15 protein-coding genes are annotated in these 20,397 nt (G+C 65.4%); 7 read left to right on the top strand and 8 right to left on the bottom strand.

The window, feature by feature from the left end:
• Positions 1-9 precede the first annotated feature (9 nt).
• Both BM052_RS13955 and BM052_RS13950 read left to right on the top strand, forming a co-directional pair.
• Positions 10-1,905 carry an XrtA/PEP-CTERM system amidotransferase gene (locus BM052_RS13955; protein WP_091147855.1) on the top strand — a complete coding sequence of 632 codons (1,896 nt, stop codon included), beginning with the start codon at positions 10-12 and terminating at the stop codon, positions 1,903-1,905.
• Between the two features lie 246 nt (positions 1,906-2,151).
• The gene (locus tag BM052_RS13950; RefSeq protein WP_091147853.1) at positions 2,152-4,455 is read left to right on the top strand and encodes an EAL domain-containing protein; all 2,304 of its coding nucleotides are present in this window, start codon (positions 2,152-2,154) and stop codon (positions 4,453-4,455) included.
• Between the two features lie 490 nt (positions 4,456-4,945).
• Here the strand turns inward: BM052_RS13950 and zapE are convergent, their stop codons facing one another.
• The 4 genes from zapE to BM052_RS13930 all read right to left on the bottom strand — a co-directional run bounded on the left by zapE (position 4,946) and on the right by BM052_RS13930 (position 8,662).
• Entirely contained in the window at positions 4,946-6,061 is a 1,116-nt protein-coding gene (gene zapE / locus BM052_RS13945) for a cell division protein ZapE (RefSeq protein ID WP_091147851.1), read from the bottom strand.
• 86 nt (positions 6,062-6,147) lie between these two features.
• Positions 6,148-6,930 (bottom strand): succinate dehydrogenase iron-sulfur subunit, encoded by a 783-nt coding sequence (locus BM052_RS13940; protein ID WP_091147849.1) that lies wholly within the window; start codon positions 6,928-6,930, stop codon positions 6,148-6,150.
• A 40-nt stretch (positions 6,931-6,970) separates the two neighbouring features.
• Positions 6,971-8,125 (bottom strand): sulfotransferase, encoded by a 1,155-nt coding sequence (locus BM052_RS13935; protein ID WP_255406146.1) that lies wholly within the window; start codon positions 8,123-8,125, stop codon positions 6,971-6,973.
• A 243-nt stretch (positions 8,126-8,368) separates the two neighbouring features.
• Positions 8,369-8,662, bottom strand: a complete 294-nt coding sequence (locus BM052_RS13930) for a plasmid stabilization protein (RefSeq protein ID WP_091147847.1) — start codon at positions 8,660-8,662, stop codon at positions 8,369-8,371.
• A gap of 284 nt (positions 8,663-8,946) precedes the next feature.
• On the opposite strand from BM052_RS13930, the gene BM052_RS13925 reads away from it, so the two are divergent.
• Positions 8,947-10,041: a TauD/TfdA family dioxygenase gene (locus tag BM052_RS13925; RefSeq protein WP_091147846.1), complete on the top strand. Its 1,095-nt coding sequence runs from the start codon at positions 8,947-8,949 to the stop codon at positions 10,039-10,041.
• 27 nt (positions 10,042-10,068) lie between these two features.
• On the opposite strand, the gene BM052_RS13920 is transcribed toward BM052_RS13925, so the two are convergent.
• A complete protein-coding gene (locus BM052_RS13920) occupies positions 10,069-10,899 on the bottom strand; it encodes an oxidoreductase (protein WP_091147844.1) in 831 nt (276 codons plus the stop codon).
• A 230-nt stretch (positions 10,900-11,129) separates the two neighbouring features.
• Between BM052_RS13920 and BM052_RS13915 the strand changes: the two genes are divergently transcribed.
• The 4 genes from BM052_RS13915 to BM052_RS13900 all read left to right on the top strand — a co-directional run bounded on the left by BM052_RS13915 (position 11,130) and on the right by BM052_RS13900 (position 16,884).
• Positions 11,130-12,254, top strand: a complete 1,125-nt coding sequence (locus BM052_RS13915; protein ID WP_091147843.1) for an LLM class flavin-dependent oxidoreductase — start codon at positions 11,130-11,132, stop codon at positions 12,252-12,254.
• Between the two features lies 1 nt (position 12,255).
• Positions 12,256-12,954 carry a cysteine hydrolase family protein gene (locus tag BM052_RS13910; protein WP_177198483.1) on the top strand — a complete coding sequence of 233 codons (699 nt, stop codon included), beginning with the start codon at positions 12,256-12,258 and terminating at the stop codon, positions 12,952-12,954.
• Positions 12,955-12,975: 21 nt separating this feature from the next.
• A complete protein-coding gene (locus BM052_RS13905; protein WP_091147840.1) occupies positions 12,976-14,370 on the top strand; it encodes a zinc-binding metallopeptidase family protein in 1,395 nt (464 codons plus the stop codon).
• Positions 14,371-14,481: 111 nt separating this feature from the next.
• Positions 14,482-16,884 carry an acetamidase/formamidase family protein gene (locus BM052_RS13900; protein ID WP_091147838.1) on the top strand — a complete coding sequence of 801 codons (2,403 nt, stop codon included), beginning with the start codon at positions 14,482-14,484 and terminating at the stop codon, positions 16,882-16,884.
• A gap of 218 nt (positions 16,885-17,102) precedes the next feature.
• Here BM052_RS13900 and BM052_RS13895 read toward each other — a convergent pair whose 3' ends face one another.
• The 3 genes from BM052_RS13895 to BM052_RS13885 are packed head-to-tail and all read right to left on the bottom strand — an operon-like array spanning position 17,103 to position 20,372.
• Positions 17,103-18,404 (bottom strand): serine hydrolase domain-containing protein, encoded by a 1,302-nt coding sequence (locus BM052_RS13895; RefSeq protein ID WP_091147837.1) that lies wholly within the window; start codon positions 18,402-18,404, stop codon positions 17,103-17,105.
• Positions 18,405-18,414: 10 nt separating this feature from the next.
• The gene (locus tag BM052_RS13890) at positions 18,415-19,227 is read right to left on the bottom strand and encodes a TauD/TfdA dioxygenase family protein (protein WP_091147835.1); all 813 of its coding nucleotides are present in this window, start codon (positions 19,225-19,227) and stop codon (positions 18,415-18,417) included.
• Between the two features lie 50 nt (positions 19,228-19,277).
• On the bottom strand, positions 19,278-20,372 hold the full coding sequence (locus BM052_RS13885) for an acetamidase/formamidase family protein (RefSeq protein WP_091147834.1): 1,095 nt from the start codon (positions 20,370-20,372) through the stop codon (positions 19,278-19,280).
• Between the last annotated feature and the right edge of the window lie 25 nt (positions 20,373-20,397).

The following is a 20,397-nucleotide window of genomic DNA, read 5'->3' as shown; positions in this document are numbered from 1 at the left end:
CGCCTTCGCATGTGCGGCATAGCCGGTATCTTTCATCTTGAAACGCCCAAGCCGGTCGATCCCGCCAGGGTCGAGGCGATGTGCGACGCGCTGGCGCATCGCGGGCCCGACGGGCAGGGCATATGGACCGCGCCCGGCGTGGCGCTGGGGCACCGCCGCCTGTCGATCATCGACCTTGCCGGCTCGCCGCAACCGATGGCTTCGAGCGACGGGCGGGCGATGCTGGTGTTCAACGGAGAAATCTACAACTACCGCGAACTGCGGCAGGAACTGAAGCAGACCGGCGCGATCTTTCACACCGATGGTGACAGCGAAGTCATCATCGCGGCCTGGCAGCGCTGGGGCCCGGACTGCGTTACGCGCCTGCACGGGATGTTCGCCTTCGCGCTCTATGATCTGGAAGCCCGCACGCTGTTCCTGGCGCGCGACCGGCTGGGGGTGAAACCGCTCTTCCTCGCTCCCCTCAGTGACGGCGGCCTGGCCTTCGGTTCCGAGCTGAAGGCGCTGCTGGCGCATCCCCTGCTGCGCCGCGAAGTCGATCCCCTGGCGATCGAGGACTATCTTGCCTGGGGTTATGTCCCTGACGGCCGGGCGATCCTGAAAGGCGTGACGAAACTGCCGGCCGGGCATTCGCTGCTGCTTCGCCACGGCGCGCCGCTGCCGAGCCCGCATCAGTGGTGGGACGTCTCCTTCGCCGAGCGCCGCAAGGGCAAGGCCATCGATCTCGAGGCCGAACTGCTGCATCTGATGCGCCAGGCGGTCTCCTCGCGGATGGTGGCCGATGTGCCGCTCGGCGCCTTTCTTTCGGGCGGCGTCGACAGTTCGAGCGTGGTGGCGCTCATGGCCGAGGCCAGCGCCCGGCCGGTCAGGACCTGTTCGATCGGTTTCGACGTCGCCGCGCTGGATGAAAGCGCCTATGCCACCCATGTCGCCCAGCGTTATCAGACCGATCACGCGTCGCGCCTGGTCTCTCCCGATGATTTCGAGGCGATCGACCTCCTGGCGGGCATGTTCGACGAGCCCTTTGCCGATGCTTCCGCCTTGCCGACCTGGCGGGTGTGCCAGCTCGCGCGGGAATCGGTGACCGTCGCCTTGTCCGGCGACGGCGCGGACGAGGCGCTTGCCGGCTATCGCCGCCACTTGTTCCAGCATGGCGAGGACCGGGTGCGCGCGCTCCTGCCGCAAGGGCTGCGCGCGCCGCTGTTCGGCGCGCTCGGCGCGATCTACCCCAAGGCGGACTGGGCGCCCCGGCCGCTGCGGGCCAAGACCACGCTGCTGTCGCTGGCGGGGGACAGCGCCCAGGGATATGCGCGCGCCCTGGCCTTCGCGCCGCCCGAACTGCGCGAAGGCCTCTATTCCGATGCATTCAAGCGGCTTCGCGGCAGCTATCGCGCGGAAGACCCGGTGCTCGCGCTGATGCGCTCGGCACCGGCGCGATCCGGGCTGGACCGGGCGCAATATGCCGACCTCAAGGTCTGGCTGCCCGGCGATATCCTGACCAAGGTCGATCGCACCAGCATGGCGGTAAGCCTGGAAGCGCGCGAACCGCTGCTTGACCACCGGTTGATCGAATTCGCCGCGAGCCTGCCGGAATCGATGCGGGTGCGCGGCGGGCAGGGCAAGTGGCTGATGAAACGCACCATGCGTCGCTTCCTGCCGGACGATATTCTCTACCGGCCCAAGCAGGGATTCGTGACGCCGATCGCGCAATGGTTCCGCGGCCCCCTGGCGCAGACCGCGCGAAACATCGCCGTCAGCACCACGCTGGCGCAGACCGGCTGGTTCGACAGCCGCCGCTTGGCCGCGCTGGTCGACGATCATCTATCGGGAATCGCGGATAATTCCCGGATCCTGTGGCAGCTTCTCATGTTGGAGAAGTCGTTTACCAAGCTCGGAATCGGCTGAATGCGGGCCACGGTCGTGGTTACCGGCGCCGAGCATCCTGCGCTGCGACAGACGCGTCGTGTTAACTACACCGATTCTTAGTATCTTTGCCGTAACCCAGTGAACCTAAGCGTCAGTACGGGACGTGCATGAACGAGTGTCGCTGCCATTATCGATACCAGAAACGGGTGTTTTCCGCCGCGATGGCGCACGTCCGGATGACATGGCGGATGACATGGCTTGAATGCCCGGAAAGCGTGTGCCGCCATGGCTGAGCTCTGGTCTCGGCTACGCAAATTCTGGAAGAATCCGCGCGTCCGCATCGTGTTCTGGGCGGCGCTGACGGGCATGCTCGTTGGTGTGACCGGCATTGCCCAGCCGGCCGAGGATGTGCTCAGCGGCGTGCGCTGGGCCGTGCGAGATGAGCGATCCGATGGGAAGATCGTCGTCGTCGAGCAGGACAATCGGACCCTTGATGAACTGGGAGCGATCGACGTCAATCGCGGGAACGATGCGGACGTACTAGCACGCCTGTTTGCTGCTGGGGCTGATCGCGTGTTCTTTGATCGGGGCTTCATGGCTGCCGGGAAGCAGGAAGACGATGAGAAGTTCATAAGTGAGTTAAAATCCGCTCCGGGAAAAGTATTTTTAGTAGCTTCATCCGCTCCCGATGGAAGGTCTGGTAATTATGCCGGTAAATTACCGCTAAAAAAATTCCGTGATTACTCTGGCGTTGTTTCATCTCTTATCTACTATCGCCCATTCAATCTGAATGTGCGACTTCCTTTGGTATCTGATAGTCCAATCGGGAGAATTCCATCGCTATCCGCCAAGATGGCTGAGGTCGATGGCGACCCAAGTCAGGCATATTCGCCCGACTTTTCAATCGGCGTCGGATCGTTTCCGAAACTGAGTTACATTGATGTCATGCGCGGACAGATGGATCCGGCCTTGGTGCGCGGCAAGACTGTCTTAATCATCCCGGCAGCCGTACTGTTCAACGATATCCACTCCATTCCCGGTCAGAGAATCGACGCGCCTGGCGGCTATTTTCATGCCATCGGTGCAGAAACTATCAAGCATGGGTTGCCCAGGGAACTTGGCTGGCTTCCTCCATTTTTCCTAGTTCTAGCAGTGATAATTTCAGGCCTTGGCCGCGGACGGGCGTTGGACGTTTACCGTCTGGCTGGACTCGCATTTGCTCTGGCCGCTACGCCATTTTTGTTCGACTTCGTTCGGATAAACGTAGAGGTTATACCAGCGTTGGCGGTCGCGTTGGTCGCGGTCGTGCGGATGCGCAATCTCGACCGCGTCGAGGAGGCGGGCGAAATCAACGCGGGTTCCGGCCTGCCCAGCGTGCAGGCCTTGCGAAATATCGATGATCTTTCGCCGCAGATTCTGGTCGGGTTGAAGATCCGCAATTACGGGGCGATCATCGGCAGCTTTGCCGAGCATGTGGAAGCACAGCTGGCCAATGAAATCGTCCGGCGCATCCGCATCAGCGATGAAGGCGTGATCGTCTATCATGAAGGCGGGATGTTCGTCTGGCTTTCGAATATCCGCAGCACGTTCGACCTTTTCGAAAACCTCGAAGGCCTGCATCGCATCGTCCAGAACGGCATCCAGGTCGGCGGTCTCGATATCGACATGTCGTTCAATTGCGGCGTCGATTCCGAGTTCGACCGGCCGCTGTCGAGCCGTGTCGCCAGCGCCATGCAATCGGCAGAAGAGGCGCTCCGCAATGACGAACTCGTCTACCAGCACGACGGCCGCAAGCATGAAGCACAGTGGGAAATCTCGCTGCTGACCTCGCTCGATCGCGCGATCGACAATGGGGAAGTCTGGGTGGCCTACCAGCCCAAGCTCGACCTCCGATCGAACCGGATCTGCGGCGCCGAGGCTCTGGTGCGCTGGACTCATCCGGAACGCGGACCGATCAGCCCCGAGAAGTTCATCCGCATCGCCGAGGAATTCCACCGGATCGAGCGCATAACCCGGTTCGTCGTCAACGAAGCCGTGGGCGCCGCCGTGGAACTCGCGCGGTTGGGATACGACCTGACGGTATCGGTCAACATTTCCGCCCAACTGCTTCGCAATCCGGGGCTTCCCGGCATGATCGGGGATATCCTGGCCGATCATGGATTGCCGCCTGACCGGCTGGTGCTGGAAATCACGGAAACCGACCGTCTCGATCGCAGCTCGCGCACGTTCCAGATGCTGCAGCGGCTGGTGAAGTCGGGGCTGCGCCTTTCGATCGACGATTTCGGCACCGGGAACGCGACGATCGACTACTTGCGCTATCTGCCCGCCAGCGAAGTGAAGATCGACAAGGTGTTCATATCGGCGATGGAAAGCAACAAGGAGGATCTCCTGCTGGTCCAGTCGATCATCGAAATGGCGCATTCGCTCGATCGAACGGTGGTCGCCGAAGGGGTCGAGACCGCGACCGTGCTGGAGATGCTCAAGCGCCTGCGGTGCGACGTGATCCAGGGGTATTACCTGAGCCGCCCTGTCCCATTCCGGGATCTGATCGAGCACATTGCTCACCCGAAGGTTCTTAAAGCTGGTTAAAAATTCCTTGAAGAAGCGTTAACCTATTGTTATCCATGTTGACAGCCGCGAAAAATCGTGGCGGTTCACATGGGGAATGACAATGCGTAAGGACTTCTGGGGCGGTCACTGGGGCAGCAGCGTTTGAGCTGATTGACTTCAAGGTAAGTACTGCGCTACGGCGCAGTAGACCGCGAAAAATTGAAGCGCTTTTCAGAAGAACTCCTGTCTTTTGAAAAGCGCTTCTTTATTGTCATATGGTATGGATTTTGTTGTCGCGCCGTTCCTTGTTCGGAACAGGCGCTATTTTTTTGCTTTGCTATCGCGGATCGAGGCAGCGCGATCGCATCGAATACTGGTCGCGCGGTTCGGCGGCGCAACGGCGGAAAGACGCACCCGATTCGGGATTCGTTAACGAATCGTGCCGGGTTCCTTGGCGGAGGGGGTCATTTTCTCCCTTCGGCATCGCGGGGCGGCGAAACGAGGGGGTACCGATCAAAAGAATTCGGGATCAGCCTTCGCCGTGGCCCTTTGCGAGGTAGTCGGCGCTCTGCATTTCGTTGAGGCGGCTGACGGTGCGCTCGAATTCGAAGCGTCCGGTTCCGGCCTGGTAGAGGTCTTCCGGAGCAGCCTCGGCGGCGACGATCAGTTTGACCTTGTTCTCATACAGCGCATCGATCAGCGTCACGAAACGCGCGGCTTCGTTGCGCTTGTCCGGCCCCATCTTCGGTATCCCGACCAGGATCACCGAGTGGTAGGCCCGTGCGATCGCCAGGTAGTCGGCGGCGCCGCGCGCTTCTCCGCATAGCCGTTTGAAGCTGAAAGCGCCCACGCCCTTGAGGCTCTTGGGAACATGGAGCATGCGCCCGCCGCCCACGTCCAGTTCGGCGGATGGCACGTGTTCGCTGTCCTCCGGCGGATAGTCCGTCAGGCGATAAAAGGCTTCGCGCGCCTGCTCGGTGGCGTGTTCGCCAAGCGGCAGGTGCCACGTGGCCATGCCGCCCAGGCGCTGCAGGCGGTAGTCGGTCGGCCCGTTGAGCGTGAGCACGTCCAGTTCCCGTTCGATCAGCGCGATGAACGGCAGGAAATGCTCGCGGTTGAGCCCGTCCTTATAGAGCTGGGAAGGGGCGCGGTTCGAGGTGGTGACGATCGTCACGCCTTCGTTGACGATCAGGTGCGTGAACAGCCGGCTCATTATCATCGCGTCGGCCGAGTTGTTGACGACCATCTCGTCGAACGCGAGGCACCGCACGTTGCGGGCGAGGGCGGCGGCGACCGGCGGGATCGGATCCCCGGTTTCCTTCTTGCGCTCTTCCCGCAGCAGGGCGTGGACTTCCAGCATGAAGGCGTGGAAATGGATGCGGCGCTTTTCGGCCATGTCGAGCGTCTGGACGAACAGGTCCATCAGCATCGACTTGCCGCGCCCGACGCCGCCCCACATGTAGATGCCGCGCGGCGGCACCGGCTTCTTGCCCAGCAGCTTGCCGATCAGCCCGGTGGACGAGGAAGCCTTGTAGAGTTCGCGCTGAAGCTGGCTCAGGCGCTCGGCCGCCGCCGCCTGTTCGGGATCGGGCCGCAACTCGCCCGTCGCGACCAGCGCTTCGTATCGTTCGAGCATCGCAGTCATCGCGGCGCGGCTAGGCGGTCCCGGGAGGGATGGCCAGTGCCCCGCTCGCGGACGAGTTCACCGGTTCGCCTCACCCGATATCCGGCTCAGACCTGGCGTTCCGCCTGCATCTTTTTGATTTCGGCGATCGCGCGCGCCGGCGACAGGCCCTTGGGGCAGACGTTGGCGCAGTTCATGATGGTGTGGCAGCGATAGAGGCGGAAGGGATCCTCCAGCTCGTCGAGCCGCTCGCCGGTCATCTCGTCGCGGCTGTCGGCCAGCCAGCGGTAGGCCTGGAGCAGAATCGCCGGGCCGAGGAACTTGTCCGAATTCCACCAGTAGCTGGGGCACGAGGTCGAGCAGCAGGCGCACAGGATGCATTCGTAGAGGCCGTCAAGCTTCTCGCGCTGTTCGGGCGATTGCAGGCGCTCCTTGCCCGAGGGCGTGGTGGAGACCGTTTGCAGCCAGGGGCGGATCGAGGCGTACTGGGCGTAGAAATGCGTGAAATCGGGCACGAGGTCCTTTATCACGTCCATGCTGGGCAGCGGGGTGATGCGGATGTCGCCCTTGAGATCCTCGATCGCGGTGGTGCAGGCGAGGCCGTTCGCGCCGTTCATGTTCATCGCGCACGAGCCGCAGATGCCTTCGCGGCAGGAACGGCGGAACGTCAGCGTCGGGTCGGCCTCGCTCTTCATCTTGATGAGCGCGTCGAGCACCATCGGGCCGCAATTGTCGAGGTCGATCTCGAAGGTGTCGTAGCGGGGGTTTTCGCCCGAGTCGGGATCATAGCGGTAGACGGTGAACTTCTTGACCCGCTTGGCGCCTTCCGCCTTGTGGACTTTGCCCTGCTTCTTGATCTTGCTGTTGGCCGGAAGCGTGAAGGTCGCCATCGATCTATCCCTGTCATACTGCACTGCGGCATGAGCCGCGTCACAGTCCCCTCTCTAGCGATTCGCGCGCAAGGGGCAAGAGGGCGAAAGAGCGCGGTCCCGAGCTTCGCCGCAAGGGTTGGGGCACCGCCGATGCGGTGGCGGCCTGGCGCGCGATGCGCGCATCGAGGGCCCGCGAGCAGGGCCGATAGTATTCCGCAAGACGCGCATGAGTCGCTTCGTCGAGAATGTCGTGCGTGCCCAGCGGCCTGCCGAACCGCCCGCAGGCATTGGCCCGGCGCAGCAATTGGCGGCTCAGCTTGTACCAGCCTGGCACGTGCATCAGCCAGGACTTGTCGGCCACCGCGCGGCGCGTGAACATGTTTGCCGCGCGCAGCAGCGCAACCAGCAGGCGGCTGGGCGAAGGGTTGCGGACCGACCAATCGAGCCTGTCCAGGTCGACCTCCAGGCCGAAACGCGCCGCATAGGCGGCCACGAAGCCGCGTCGGTCGGCCCGGAAGTCCTCATAGCGAAAGACGTGGACGCGCTCCTCGCCGAACAGCGCGTCATAATGGGCGATAAGGCGGGCATAGTCGAAGTGTTCAAGGCGAAAGCCGGGCGCTTCATCGCGTTCGGGCGCGGCCGGAGACAGGCGTTTTCGCCCGAAGAGATAGCGCCGCACGGAATAAGTGCCGCCGCCCTTTAGGTATTGCAGGTAAGCCGAGGCGATAGCGGAGCAGGGATCGCGCACGAAGATCACGATCTGGGCGCCGGGCAGGGCCGCGCGGATTCGACAGGCCACGTCCTTCGAAAGGTTGCCCGCGAGCCCGCCATTGTGCAGCCCGCCGCTCAGATTTTCCTCGCAGAGCACCATGCGCTCGAGATCGTCCCCGAGCGCGGCGCGCGCGGCCGCCGGATCGAAGTGCAGCGCGCCGACGTCGAGAAGCGCCGCGCGGGCGGCCAGGCGCGAACGGTAGGTCCGGTTGCGCACGGCCGGATAGAAGCTTTCCTGAAACCAGGTCGTCCCGGTCTTGTGGTAGCCGACGTGAACGATCGGCCCGGTCGCGGCGTTGTTCAAGCCGGACTTATGCCGGCAGGGGTGAACATGTGATGCGGCGATCGGGTCGAAGCGGTGAGCAGGGGCGAATCCCATGCGATCGTCCGTCATCGCGGCGGAAGCCGGATCGGCGCGTGGATCGCCCGTCGGTTGATACATTGCCGTCTCCATTCCAATGCTCCCGTCATGGTGGGCTAGGGGCATCGGATTTCCGGCGGATTTCAAAATTTCTCAGGCTTGGCGAAACCGCTGCAACAAATGCGCACAGCCATGGCGGCCCGCCGCTTGGCCGCAGCCGGGAGAGGGCATCGGCGCGCCGCGTATTCCCACTCCCACCCCCCCTGAAGGGAGACAGGGCCTCGCGGGCTGCGATCACCGCAACCCGGTATTTCCGGGGCGCGCTCAGGCGATTTCGTGCTTGCGGCGGGTTTCCCAGCCCTTGCGAGCGGCGGCCGAACGCTGTTCCGGCGAGCCGGACTTGTGCGCCCTGCCGCCGCGCGAGGAGGATACATGGGTGTCCGGCGTTCCCCGGCCGGAGCCGGACTTGTTGCCGCCGCCCGATTCCCGGTTCACGGTGGCCCAGGCGCGCCGTTCCGCTTCCTCGTGGCTGACGCCGCGCTTCTCGTAGCCTTCCTCGATGTGCTCGGCCTTGCGCTTCTGCTTGTCGGTGTAACGATCCTTGTCGCCTCTTGGCATGGCTGTTCTCCGATGATCGGGTCCTTTCCGGCCCTCCTCCAAGTACAGTGCACGAGCCCCCGTGCCGGTTCCACCAGGCCGGCCAGCGGCCAACGGCATGCCGCTGCCGCCGCACGCTTCGAACCGAAACGGGCCCTCCTCGCCTGGATGACGAAGAAAGGTGTTGGGATCGGATCTCGGGCTCCGTCGTTCGCGGGGCGGAAAGTCTTTCGGCACCGACCGTCAAGTGCCGGGCACCGGCATGGCGTAACCTGCCGCCGTCGATCCCAGCGGAAGGTCTTTTCATGTCCACTCTCGCGCCCGCCGCGACCCACGCGCTGCCCCCCGTCACGACCGCAGCGGCCTGGACCGGCGACCAACTCGTCCGCTCGGGCGAATGGATCTACCATCTCTCCGAAGGACAAGTGGCGGAGCTGGAGGCGCTCGGCACCCGGTTCGTCGGGGATGATCCCGATCTCAGGACCGTGCGGGCGGGGGACTATCCGCTTTCGGCCTGCGCCGATGCGGTCGCGGAATGGGGGCGGGATGTCGATTATGGCCGGGGCTTCGTGCTGGTGCGGGGCCTGCGCACGCATCTCTATTCGGACGTCCTGTCGGCCGCCATCTACTATATCCTTGGGCTCCACATGGGCGATCCCATCCGCCAGAACGAGATGGGCGACCTGATCGACCATGTCTACGCCACGTCGGACAAGACGATGGACGATCCCAGCGCGCTTTCGTCCAAGGTCCGCGACAAGCTGGTCTATCATTCCGACAGTTCCGACATCGTGGCGCTGATGTGCCTGCGGCCGGCGATGGAAGGGGGCACGTCCTGCCTCGTGTCGGGCGCGGCGATCTACAATGAGATATTGCGGCGCCGGCCCGATCTAGCGCCGCTGCTGCTCCAGCCGTTCCACTGGGACTGGCGGCGGCAGGATCACGAGGCGCCCGCCAATACCTACACGTCGCCGATCGTCAGCCTGGTGGACGGGGTCTTCTCCATGTATGCCGGGTCTCTCTATATCCTCACCGCGCAGGACTATCCCGAAGTGCCCCGGCTCAGCGCCGGGCAGGTCGAAGTGCTGAACCTCTTCGACGAGATCACTTATGAGCCGGGCGTGGCCATCGCAATGGATTTCCGCCCCGGCGACATTCAGTGGCTGTCCAACTATGCGGCGCTGCACGCCCGCACGACGTTCCATGACTATCCGGAACCGCAGCGCCGCCGCCACCTGCTGCGCCTCTGGCTCAGCCGGGACGCGGGTCGTCCGGTGGTGCCCGGCTTCGGCAAGAACGGCGTGGTGCAGCACCGCGCCGCGCCGCGCGGCGGCAAGGCCGAACACGCGGACGGACGCTTCGACATCCGCTCGATCGCGATCCCGCGCCTGCTGGGCTGATCGGCCCGGCATCAGGCCGGTCCGGTATCAGGCCGGCTCGGCGGCGGTCGACAGCGACAGGGCCTCCCACGCCCGGATTTGCGATTCCACGAAAGCGAACTGGTCGCGCGCGTAGTGCAGCGCATCCTCGCCCAGCAGCAGGTGGAGCGGCGGCTCGGGCGCGTCGAGCGCGGTGAGGATGGCGGCCGCCGCGCGCGCGGGATCGCCCGGTTCCCGGCCGGCGTTCTCGGTCAGGCTGCGGCCGGCGTGATGGGCAACGCCGTCATAGTCGGCGATGCTCCGCCGGGCGATCCTGAGCCCGGTCGCGGCGAAGCCGGTGCGGAAACCGCCGGGGGCGACGTTCGTCACCTTGATGCCGAAGGGCGCCACTTCCTGCGCCAGGGTCTGGCCGATGCATTCCAGCGCATACTTGCTCGCGCCATAGATGGCGGTGCCGGCCCAGGGCGCGAAGCCGCTGACGGAGGTAATGTTGACGACATGGCCTGCCCGCCGCGCGCGCATGGCGGGAAGCACGGCCTGGATCATGCGGATCGCCCCGAAGAGATTGACGTCGAACAGGTCGCGGATCTCGTCCAGCGCGGCTTCCTCGATCGCGCCGGCAAGGCCGTAGCCCGCGTTGTTGACGAGCCGGTCGAGCCCGCCGGTCAGGGTTTCCGCGCTGGCGACGGCGGCTTCGACGGCGGCCTCGTCGCCCAGGTCCAGGCTGATGACATGGGCGCGGCCGGGCGCCAGCGCCTCGAAGGCGGGATCGTCCGGGCGCCGCGTGGTGCCCACCACGGTGTCGCCGCGCGCCAGCGCCGCGCCGGCCAGGGCCCGTCCGAAGCCTCCGCCAATTCCCGTGATAAGCCATGTCGTCATGCCGATACCTCCTGTTTCGCCGGCATGGTAGGGTGCGCGCGGGGATTCGTTCTTCGTGCTGGCGGCCGCAATTCTTGGCGCCGGGCGCACGGCGCGCGGCATGCTTTCCGGCGCGGCGCTGCACCTCCCTCCGGGGCCGGTCCGGCGAAGCGAGCAACAGAACATGCGCTGGAGAACAAGACCATGGCCGGCGCGGTCCTAAGCTGAAAGGCCAGTCAGGGGAGCCTGGAATGACGACGTTTGAGCCCACGCCTTTCGGTCTGCCGTCGGACAAGGGCGGCAAGGATCTGGGGATATTCCTGCCGATCGCCAACGGCGGCTGGATCCTTTCGCGCAACAAGCCGGTGCTGGACGGTTCCTATGCCTATAACCGCCGATGCGCGGTGCTGGCGGAGGCGGCGGGCTTCGATTTCATCATGTCGATGTCCAAGTTTCGCGGCTATGGCGGTGAGACGCGGCACTGGAACAGCTCGCTGGACCCGATCGTGCTGATGGCCGCGCTGGCCGAAGTGACGAGCAGGGTGAAGGTGTGGACGACGATCCACACCCTGCTGCAGAACCCCGGGGTCGCCGCCAAGATGCTGGCGACGCTGCAGCAGGTCAGCGGCGGGCGCGCCGGGCTCAACCTCGTCACCGGTTCCTACCGGGGGGAGTTCGCGCAGATGGGCGCGTGGCCGGAAGGCGTCGACCACGACCAGCGCTACGACCTCGCCCAGGAATGGATCAGCGCGATCAAGGCATTGTGGACGCAGGATTCGGTCACCATGCACGGCGATTATTTCACGCTGGATGATTGCGAATCCTGGCCCAAGCCGGACCCGCAGCCCTTCCTGGTCTGCGCCGGCTCTTCCGAGAAGGGTATGCGCCTGACGTCGCAGGAGATGGACGCGATCTTCCTGTCCGGCGGCGATGCCGTCCAGCTTGGCGCCGACAGCCGCCGGGCCAAGGATATCGCCGCCGAATACGGCCGCACCATCCGCACGTATTCGATGCTGACCGTGGTGTTCGGGACGACCGACGAAGAGGCCGGGGCCACCGCGCAGCATTTCCGCGACGGGCTGGACGAAGGCGCGCTGTGGGGCATGATGCGGGCTTACGGCTTCCTTGACGAGGAGATCGGCAAGGAGAATGCCTTCGTCGAGAAGAGCCGGTCCGGCTTCATGTCGGCCCATGTGCTCGGCACGCCGCGAACGGTGGCGGAGCGGATCACGGAGCTGATCGAGGTCTCGGAGACGGACGGACTGATGTTGATCTTCCCCGATTACCACCGGGACATCCCCATTTTCGGCGAGCAGGTGCTGCCGGTCCTGCGCGAGCGGTTTCCCGGCCGCGTGGAGATGCCCCTTCGTGCCTGACATGCCCGCGGCGTTTCCTCACATCGATCCGGCGCGGCTGCCCGGGATGATCGACCCCGCGCGCACCGCGCTGGTGGTGGTCGATGTCCAGGTCGATTTCGCCGCGCCCGAAGGGCTGCTGGGCCGGCTGGGCGTGGACCTCTCGGCCGCGCACGAGGCCATCGATCGCTGCGAGCGGCTGGTCGCGGCAGCCCGGCGGGCGGGCGCGACCGTGGCGTTGATGCGGGTGGTGACGCGCCCGGAGACGGACTCGCGGGCGCTCAAGACGCTGATGGCCCGGCGCGGGCAGCCGGGCGGCGAGGCGATCTGCCGGGCCGAGGGCGGCGGCGCCGACTATTACCGCATTTTCCCCGAACCGGGCGATATCGAGGTTCAGAAGCTGCTCTACGACAGCTTCCATGGGACGGACTTCGACGCGCGGCTGCGGGCCCGCGACATAGATACGCTGGTGGTCTGCGGGCTCAGCACCGATTGCTGCGTGGACCAGACCGCCCGCGCCGCCTTCCATCGCGACTACGATGTGTTCCTGGTTTCCGACGCCTGCGCGGCCTATGAGCCGGGCCTGCACGAAAGCGCGCTGAATGCGCTGGAAAAGAACTGCGCGCTCCTGACCACCACCGATGCGGTCGAGGCGGCCTGGCACCACGGCGGAAACGCGGCGGCGCGCGTGGCGGCCCTGTCCTTGCCGGCCGGCGAATGACGCGGGGCAGGGACGCGAGCGATGGCTGATTGCCCCGAACCGATGGTGCCGGCTTTCGCCGATCCGGCCAAGGCCCCCTATGCCGTGAGCCCCGAGGAGCGCGACGCCATCGCCGCCGCGATCGACACCGACGAACTGGTCGATCTCGCCCTGGCCCTGGGCAACATACCCAGCCGATCGCGCGAAGAGGCCGCCGCCGCCGCGTTCGTCCGCGACTGGATGGCGCGGGAGGGCTTTCGCCCACGCCTGGTCGGGGCCACGCCCGAGCGGATGAACGTGATCGGCGAATATGGCGGAACGGGGCAGGGCGCGAACCTGCTGTTCACCGCGCACCTGGACACCGAAAGCCCCAGCGGCATGCCGGAACAGGACGCCTTCCGGTATCGCGAATCCACGCTGGCGGATCCCGAATGGACGCGATGCTGGATCGAGGACGGCAAGCTGCGCGGCTATCCCATCGCCAATGATCGCGGCCCCATGTCGTGCTTCCTGATCGCCGCGAAAGCGCTGAAGAAAGCCGGCATCGCGCTGGCCGGCAAGACCTGGCTGACGGCCTGTCCCGGCGAGATCGGGCCCGAACCGATCGAGGAGTTTTCCGGTATCGCCTATAACGGCAAGGACATCGGCGCCCATTATCTGTTCCATCACGGCGGCGTCGCGCCCGATTATGCCATTGCCGCTGAAGGCACCGATTTCGGCCTGACCTGGCTGGGGTGCGGCTATGCGCTGTTCCGGGTCCGCCTGTTCGGACGGGGCGTGTTCACGCCGATCCTGGAAGCGCCCGCCGATGCCCGCCGGCATCCCAATCCGATCTATCGGCTGGGCCCCGTGATCGACGCGCTCCATGCCTGGAGCCTTGCGTTCGAGCGGGAGAGCACGATCGAAACGCCCGGCGGCCGTGTGGTGCCCAAAGTCCAGATCGCGTCGGTGCGCGGGGGGATCCCGTTCGATTTCGGGGCGGGCACGGAAGTCTGCGCGCTCTATATCGATGTCACGTTGAACCCCCGCCAGAAGGCGGCCGACGCCTATCACGGCATCGTCGCGGCGATGCGCTCGGTCGATGTCGAGGGTTTCGACGTGGAACCGATGGTGGTCCGCCATGGTTTCGAGGCGGTTCCGGGCGAAGTGGCGCCGCTGGTCGGCGCGGTCGATGCGGCCACCCGGCTGGCGCGCGCGGCACCGCTGGAACGGGCCAATCCGGTTTATTCCAGCATGTGGCGGGATCATAACGTGTTCAACATGCACCGTGTCCCGGCGGTCACCACCGGCATGCCGCGCTGGCGCCCGATGCCCGGGGACATGACATCGAGCGCGCTGATCTATGCCTTGACGATGCTGGCCGTGTGCGGTCGCGGCAATGCTTCGGGCGATGCCGGCGGCACCACCAGCGTGTACGGAGATGGGACGCCCTTCTGACCACCCGGCGTTCGGGGCGGTGGTCGCGATTGACGGTTCCCGTTTCCGCCAATAGCCTTTGCGCAGCCGACACCAGATCGTGGATGGGGAAGCGGGTGCCACTGATAACGAGTGGTTGGATCTTTGCGCTTTACGACCAACGCCTATCCCAAGGAACAGCGGCGCGATGCCTGGGGCTTCGCGCTGAAGCGGCTGTCGTTGACGCTTGCGGAGGCGGATGACGCCACGCTCTACGGCGAACTCATCCAGTTCCGCAGCAGCACCGGCATCGATTTCATACGGATAACCGGAACGCCGCAGTCCTGGACCATCGATTTCCGCGAGCAGCCCGGATCCTACTGGCTGGCGATGATCCTGGACGGGACCGCGACGATACGCGAAGCGCAGCAGACCCTGCGGCTGCTCGACGGGGAGATCATCTGCGGACGCGGCGATCGCGCCGCCAATCTGAGCTTCACCGGCGACAATCGCAGCCTGGTGGTGCGGGTGCCGCAAAGCGTGCTCAGCATGCGGCTCAAGACGCCGATCGCGGGCGAACCGCGCATGATCGCGACCGATTCCGGGACGGCGCGAGTTTTTTCGGGCATGTTGCGCTCGCTGGCCGATGTCTTGCCGGATATCTCGACGGACCAGGCACGGCCGGTCGAACTGGCGTTTCCGGAATTCCTCGTCACCAGCCTGCTGGACAACGCTCCGGTCAAGGCCTTGGGCGGCGCGGCGGGCATGCGCGCGGCCCTTCTCGAACGGATATTCCAGACCATCGAAATCCGGCTGAGCGATCCTGAACTCAATTACCAGCAGGTCGCGGCGGAGCACGGCATTTCCTCCCGCTATCTCCAGAAACTGTTCGAATCGATCAACGACAGCTTCGGCCACTATGTGAAAGTCCGGAGGCTGGAGCGCTGCCGCCTGGACTTGCGCAGCCCGCTGCATGTCCAGAAGTCGATTTCCGACATCCTGTTCGAATGGGGCTTCAACGATTCCGCTTCGTTCAGCCGCGCGTTCCGCGAACAGTACGGCATATCGCCAAGGGAATACCGGAAGGCGCGGGACAGCGAGGAGGAGGAAGTGACGCTGCTGCGCCGGGGCCGCCCCGCGCGCGGCGAACGCGTGCCGGCGCGCGTCCACGACGATGCGGCCGGCATTTCCGAAGCGGACCTGGAAACCGACGGCGAGCCAGAAATCGAGCCGGAGATCGACGGCGAATCCGGAGCATCGGCCGCCTCCTCCGCCCTGATGGCGTCCGGCGGCGTGCAAAGCGGCCCGTCGGTCCGGCATCATCACTTGCCGGCGAGTCCCGAAACGATCCACTGGGGCTTTCTCAGCCGGTCGTTGAAGCCCGTGCTCCAGGTCCGGTCGGGCGATTTCGTCACGATCGAAACGCTGACCCACCATGCCAACGACGATCCGGAGCGGATGGTGGAAGGGGATGCCGGGGTGGAGAGCGTCTATCGCTGGGACGAAACCGGCAAGGCGGTGGAACGCAGGGGCGCGGGACCGATCGATGCCAGCGCCTTCGGTCGCGGCCCGGGCGAGGGCTTTGGCGTGCATATCTGCACCGGGCCCATCGCCGTCGACGGCGCCGAGCCGGGCGACCTGATCGAAGTGCGGGTGCTCGACCTGGCGCCGCGGCCGAGCGGTAATCCCCGTTTCGCGGGCAAATGCTTCGGCAGCAATGCCGCGACGTATTGGGGCTTTCACTATCACGACCTGTTGACCGAGCCCAAGCAGCGCGAAGTCATCACCATCTACGAAGTGGAAACCGCCGCCGGCAGGATGCCGACGGCGCACGCGGTATACAGTTTTCGTTGGACCGAGCAGGTCGATCCATCCGGCATCCGCCACGCGCGCTACGACTATCCCGGCGTGCCGGTCGATCCCGCGACGACGGAGCGCAACTATGACGTGCTGCGCAATGTCGAGATTCCGATCCGGCCGCATTTCGGCTTCATCGGCCTGGCTCCCGCTTACAACGGCCTGGTCGATTCGGTGCCGCCGGCCGCGTTCGGCGGCAACCTCGACAATTGGCGGACGGGCCCGGGATCGCGCATTTTCCTGCCGGTGCAGGTGTCCGGCGGGCTCTTGTCGCTGGGCGACCCGCACGCATCGCAGGGGGATTCCGAACTCTGCGGCACGGCCATCGAATGTTCGATGAATGCCCTCATCCAGATCGTCCACCATCGCGCCTCGACCCTGGTCGACCAGTTCCGGGATCTCGATTATCCGCTGATCGAGACCGAAACCGAATGGGTCGTCATGGGCTTCAGTCACCCCGATTACCTGAAGGAGCTGGGCGAGGACGCGCAGAGCGAGGTCTACAAGCAATCCTCGGTCGATGCCGCCATGCGCGACGCCTTCCGCAAGGCGCGCCGGTTCCTGATGACCGCCAAACGCCTGAGCGAGGACGAAGCGATTTCGCTGCTCTCGGTCGGCGTGGATTTCGGCGTGTCGCAAGTGGTCAACGGCAACTGGGGCGTTCACGCGATCATCAGGAAATCGCTGTTCACCAGTTGACGCGGCCTTTGCCCTGCCCGGCGCGCACGGCATCCTCCCGGCCAGGTTTCAACGCCCGGCTTTCGTCGCCGCGAGGTGGCGGAGCCGCCGAAGCAATCCAGGGCCGCGTAAACCGCGCTGGATTGCCGCGCCACCCACGGCGGTTCGTAACGACGAAGGGAAACGAGAGTTGCGATCAGTGAGACTTGGCATCGGGCCTCGCCCGATGGAGCTTGGTCCTATCGCTCGATAACAGCCAGTGCCGCCTGGTCCAGCAGCGCGCGCAGGCGATAGGCGCGCGCCGTGTAGGGCGGCGGGGACAGCACGTTGGTCATCAGGATCGCGGCGGCGCCATGGGCCGGATCGGCGAAGAAATAGGTGCCGGCCGATCCCGACCAGCCGCCCGCGCCCCGGGGGATCATGCCGATCGCCTCGGTCCCGGCATCGCCGATCGCCAGGCCGTAGCCAAAGGGCGAATCGTCTTCCGGCGTCGCGGCGCCGGTGCGCAGGCGCGGCGTGAACATCGCGTCCACGCTTTTCGCCGCCAGGATCCGCCGTCCCTTCCACTTGCCTCGCTGCGCCAGCATTTCCGCGAAGTGGAGATAGTCGCGCATCGTGCCGGTCAAGGCGCCGCCGCCGTCGAGCAGCCGGCCAGGATCGCGATACTCGGACGTGGCGGGTTCATCGACCGCCCGCAGCCCGCCATCGCTTGCCGCATAGTTGGTGACGAGGCGGGGAAGGTGCCGGTCATCCACGACGAAGGCCGTGTCGGGCATGTCCAGCGGGCCGAAGACGCGGCGCTTCAGGAAGCGGTCGAGCTTCTCTCCCGATACGCGTTCGATCACGGCGCCGAGCACGGTCGTCGAAAAGCCGTAGCTGAAGCGTTCGCCGGGCTGGTGCAGCAGCGGCGCCGTGCCCAGCCGGGCGACCAGTTCGTCCAGCGTGCGGGCGGGAGCGGCCTGGGCCCGGGTGCTGGCGACCGCCGTCGCGCGGCTGATGCCGTGGCGGCGATAGAACTGGTGGACGGGGGTGTTGCCCATGAATTCATAAGTGATCCCGGACCTGTGGAGCAGCAGGTCCTCGATCGTCACCGGCCGCGCCGCCGGCACCGTGGTCAGGGGCTCCTGCGTGCCGGCGCCGTACACGCGCAAGCCGGCAAGCTCGGGCAGGTAGCGGCCGACGGGATCGCCGAGCGACAGGCGGCCATCCTCGGCCAGCATCATGACGGCCACGGTGGTGACCGGCTTGGTCATCGAATAGAGCCGGAAGATCGCGTCTTCGGCCATCGGTGTCCGCGTCGCCACGTCGCCGTAGCCGACCCGGACCGAGAGCAGCGGCCGGCCGTGCTGCACGACCAGCGCGATGGCGCCGGGAATTTCCCCGGCATCGACCATGGCCGACAGTTGCGCGCGCAGCCTTTTGGCGGGCGAAGGGGAGGGCGCTTCCCTGGCCGGTTCGGCGCATGCCGGCGTGATCGGCGCTCCCGGCAGGCAGGCCCACAGCAACAGGCCCGCCGGCGCGGCCCGCTTCATCCGCTTCATCGGCGGCCTCTCACCGGGGACGGTCGCCGGCGACGGTGACGCGGAAACCTGAGCGCACTTGCGGAAAATAATCCCACACCGCGAAATGCTGGGTGCAGCGATTGTCCCAGAACGCCACCGAATGCGGCCGCCAGCGGAAGCGCACGTGGAAGTTCGGGTTCTTCACATGCTCGAACAGGAAGGCCAGGACCGCGGCGCTTTCGTCGCGGGACAACTGCTCGATGCGGGTCGTGTAGGAACCGTTGACGAACAGCAGCTTGCGGCCGGTGACGGGATGGGTCCGGACCACCGGGTGCGCGTTGCACGGATAGGTCCTGGTCGAATCCGGAAACAGCGCCTTGTAGACGTGGTTGCCGTCATGCACCGCGGTCAGCGGTTCGAGAAAGGCCTTCATCGCCGGGGACAGCGCGTCGTAGGCGGCATACATGCTGGCGAACAGCGTATCGCCGCCGTCCTCCGGTACGGTATGCATGTAGAGGATGCTGCCCATCGGCGGCTCGGCATCGCAGCTGAGGTCCGAATGCCAGTTCTCTCCGGCGACGAACTTGCTGTTCTCGTCGGCATGGATGGCGACCACTTCGGGATGATCGGGCAGGCCCGCCACGCCGGAGTGGATGTGGAGATCGCCGAACACGCGTCCCAGCGCCTTGTGCGCATCGTGGGTGAGCGCCTGGTCGCGGAAGAACACGACCTGGTGCTCCATCAGCGCCGCGTGGATCTCGCCGAAGGCCCGGTTGCCGAGCGGGCGGGCCAGGTCCACGCCGAAGATTTCCGCGCCGATGCGCTTGGTCATGGGGCGGACGTCGATCAGATCGTTGGCCATGGGTGCGGTTCCATCATGCCTGCCTGTGCTTGCCGAAGCGGCGGGTGTCCTTACCCCGGATCGCGGAAGGTGCCCTTGTCCGGGAATATGCGCCTTTCGATGCGGCAATGTATGCCCTGCGTGCCGTCGACCACCTGGGTCACGCCGAAATCGGCCGCCACGCTCATCAGCGAATAGCCGTCGGTGCGCGACAGGCCCTGATGTTCGGTCAGCAGGTGCAGCATGTCGAGCGAGGCGTTCTTCATGGCCTCGTCCAGGTCGGCGCCGAAGCCGTGGACGATCCAGCAGTCGTCGGTCTCCAGCAAGGGGGAGGGGAAGCTGAAGTCCTTGCGCAGGATGATCTGGAACAGCACGTCCAGCGAAGCCTCGATCGCCGTGCCGCTGATCTCGCCGTCGCCCTGGCTGACGTGGGGATCGCCGATCGAGAACAGCCCGCCCTTGACCTGCACGGGATAATACATGCGCGCGCCCGCGCCGATCCGCCAGTTGTCGATATTGCCGCCATGCAGGCCCGGCGGAATGGTGCTGACCGGGGCGTTCACGGCCGGCGCCACCCCGGCGGTGCCCAGGTGCGGGCGCGCCGGGATCGAGATGCCCGGCAGCGCCGGCATGCGATCGCATTCCGGGCAGTGGGTGATGCGGCCCGGCACCATGTACTTGTCCGGCACGTCATAGGCGTACATGGCGCTTGCGGTATTGGCGTTGCGATCGAGCTTGTAGATCGTGATTCGCTCGGTCTCCCCGAATTCCTGGTAGAGATGCCCCCAGTTGGCCTGCAGGTTGGATCCGTAATTGAAGCGCGGCACCATTTCGAAATAGCGCACTTCCAGCATGTCGCCGGGTTCCGCGTCTTCGATGTAGATCGGTCCGGTCATGATGTGGCATCCGGGCGCGCGCGTCTCGGGATCGATTTCGGTGAAGATCCGGCGAATATCCTCGTCGAACATCAGGGTGGGATCGTCCCCGGCATGGTGGGTGACGGCCTGGGCCTGGATCAGGTCCCCGCTCTTGACCGTCAGCGCCGGCTTGATCTCGGGCGAGAAATAGCCCCAGTGCACCGTTTCCGGCGTCGCGCGGAGAAAATGCAGGGCACTTGGCCGCGCATCCTCGCGAACCGCGGCGGGCTTAAGGCTGATAAGTGCCATCAAAACTCCTTTGAGGCAGGAGGGA

The sequence above is a fragment of the Novosphingobium sp. CF614 genome, assembly GCF_900113255.1.
Taxonomy (GTDB): Bacteria; Pseudomonadota; Alphaproteobacteria; order Sphingomonadales; family Sphingomonadaceae; genus Novosphingobium.
This window is presented reverse-complemented; position numbering and strand designations above follow the sequence as displayed.

What these genes read in the sequence shown, in the direction of transcription:
- BM052_RS13950 (WP_091147853.1), top strand. Translation starts at nt 2,152, where the DNA reads ATGGCTGAGCTCTGGTCTCGGCTACGCAAATTCTGGAAGAATCCGCGC.
- BM052_RS13935 (WP_255406146.1), bottom strand. Translation starts at nt 8,125, where the DNA reads ATGTATCAACCGACGGGCGATCCACGCGCCGATCCGGCTTCCGCCGCG.
- BM052_RS13910 (WP_177198483.1), top strand. Translation starts at nt 12,256, where the DNA reads ATGCCCGCGGCGTTTCCTCACATCGATCCGGCGCGGCTGCCCGGGATG.
- BM052_RS13895 (WP_091147837.1), bottom strand. Translation starts at nt 18,404, where the DNA reads ATGAAGCGGATGAAGCGGGCCGCGCCGGCGGGCCTGTTGCTGTGGGCC.
- BM052_RS13915 (WP_091147843.1), top strand. Translation starts at nt 11,130, where the DNA reads ATGACGACGTTTGAGCCCACGCCTTTCGGTCTGCCGTCGGACAAGGGC.
- BM052_RS13920 (WP_091147844.1), bottom strand. Translation starts at nt 10,899, where the DNA reads ATGACGACATGGCTTATCACGGGAATTGGCGGAGGCTTCGGACGGGCC.
- BM052_RS13940 (WP_091147849.1), bottom strand. Translation starts at nt 6,930, where the DNA reads ATGGCGACCTTCACGCTTCCGGCCAACAGCAAGATCAAGAAGCAGGGC.
- BM052_RS13890 (WP_091147835.1), bottom strand. Translation starts at nt 19,227, where the DNA reads ATGGCCAACGATCTGATCGACGTCCGCCCCATGACCAAGCGCATCGGC.
- zapE (WP_091147851.1), bottom strand. Translation starts at nt 6,061, where the DNA reads ATGACTGCGATGCTCGAACGATACGAAGCGCTGGTCGCGACGGGCGAG.
- BM052_RS13930 (WP_091147847.1), bottom strand. Translation starts at nt 8,662, where the DNA reads ATGCCAAGAGGCGACAAGGATCGTTACACCGACAAGCAGAAGCGCAAG.
- BM052_RS13925 (WP_091147846.1), top strand. Translation starts at nt 8,947, where the DNA reads ATGTCCACTCTCGCGCCCGCCGCGACCCACGCGCTGCCCCCCGTCACG.
- BM052_RS13955 (WP_091147855.1), top strand. Translation starts at nt 10, where the DNA reads ATGTGCGGCATAGCCGGTATCTTTCATCTTGAAACGCCCAAGCCGGTC.
- BM052_RS13885 (WP_091147834.1), bottom strand. Translation starts at nt 20,372, where the DNA reads ATGGCACTTATCAGCCTTAAGCCCGCCGCGGTTCGCGAGGATGCGCGG.
- BM052_RS13905 (WP_091147840.1), top strand. Translation starts at nt 12,976, where the DNA reads ATGGCTGATTGCCCCGAACCGATGGTGCCGGCTTTCGCCGATCCGGCC.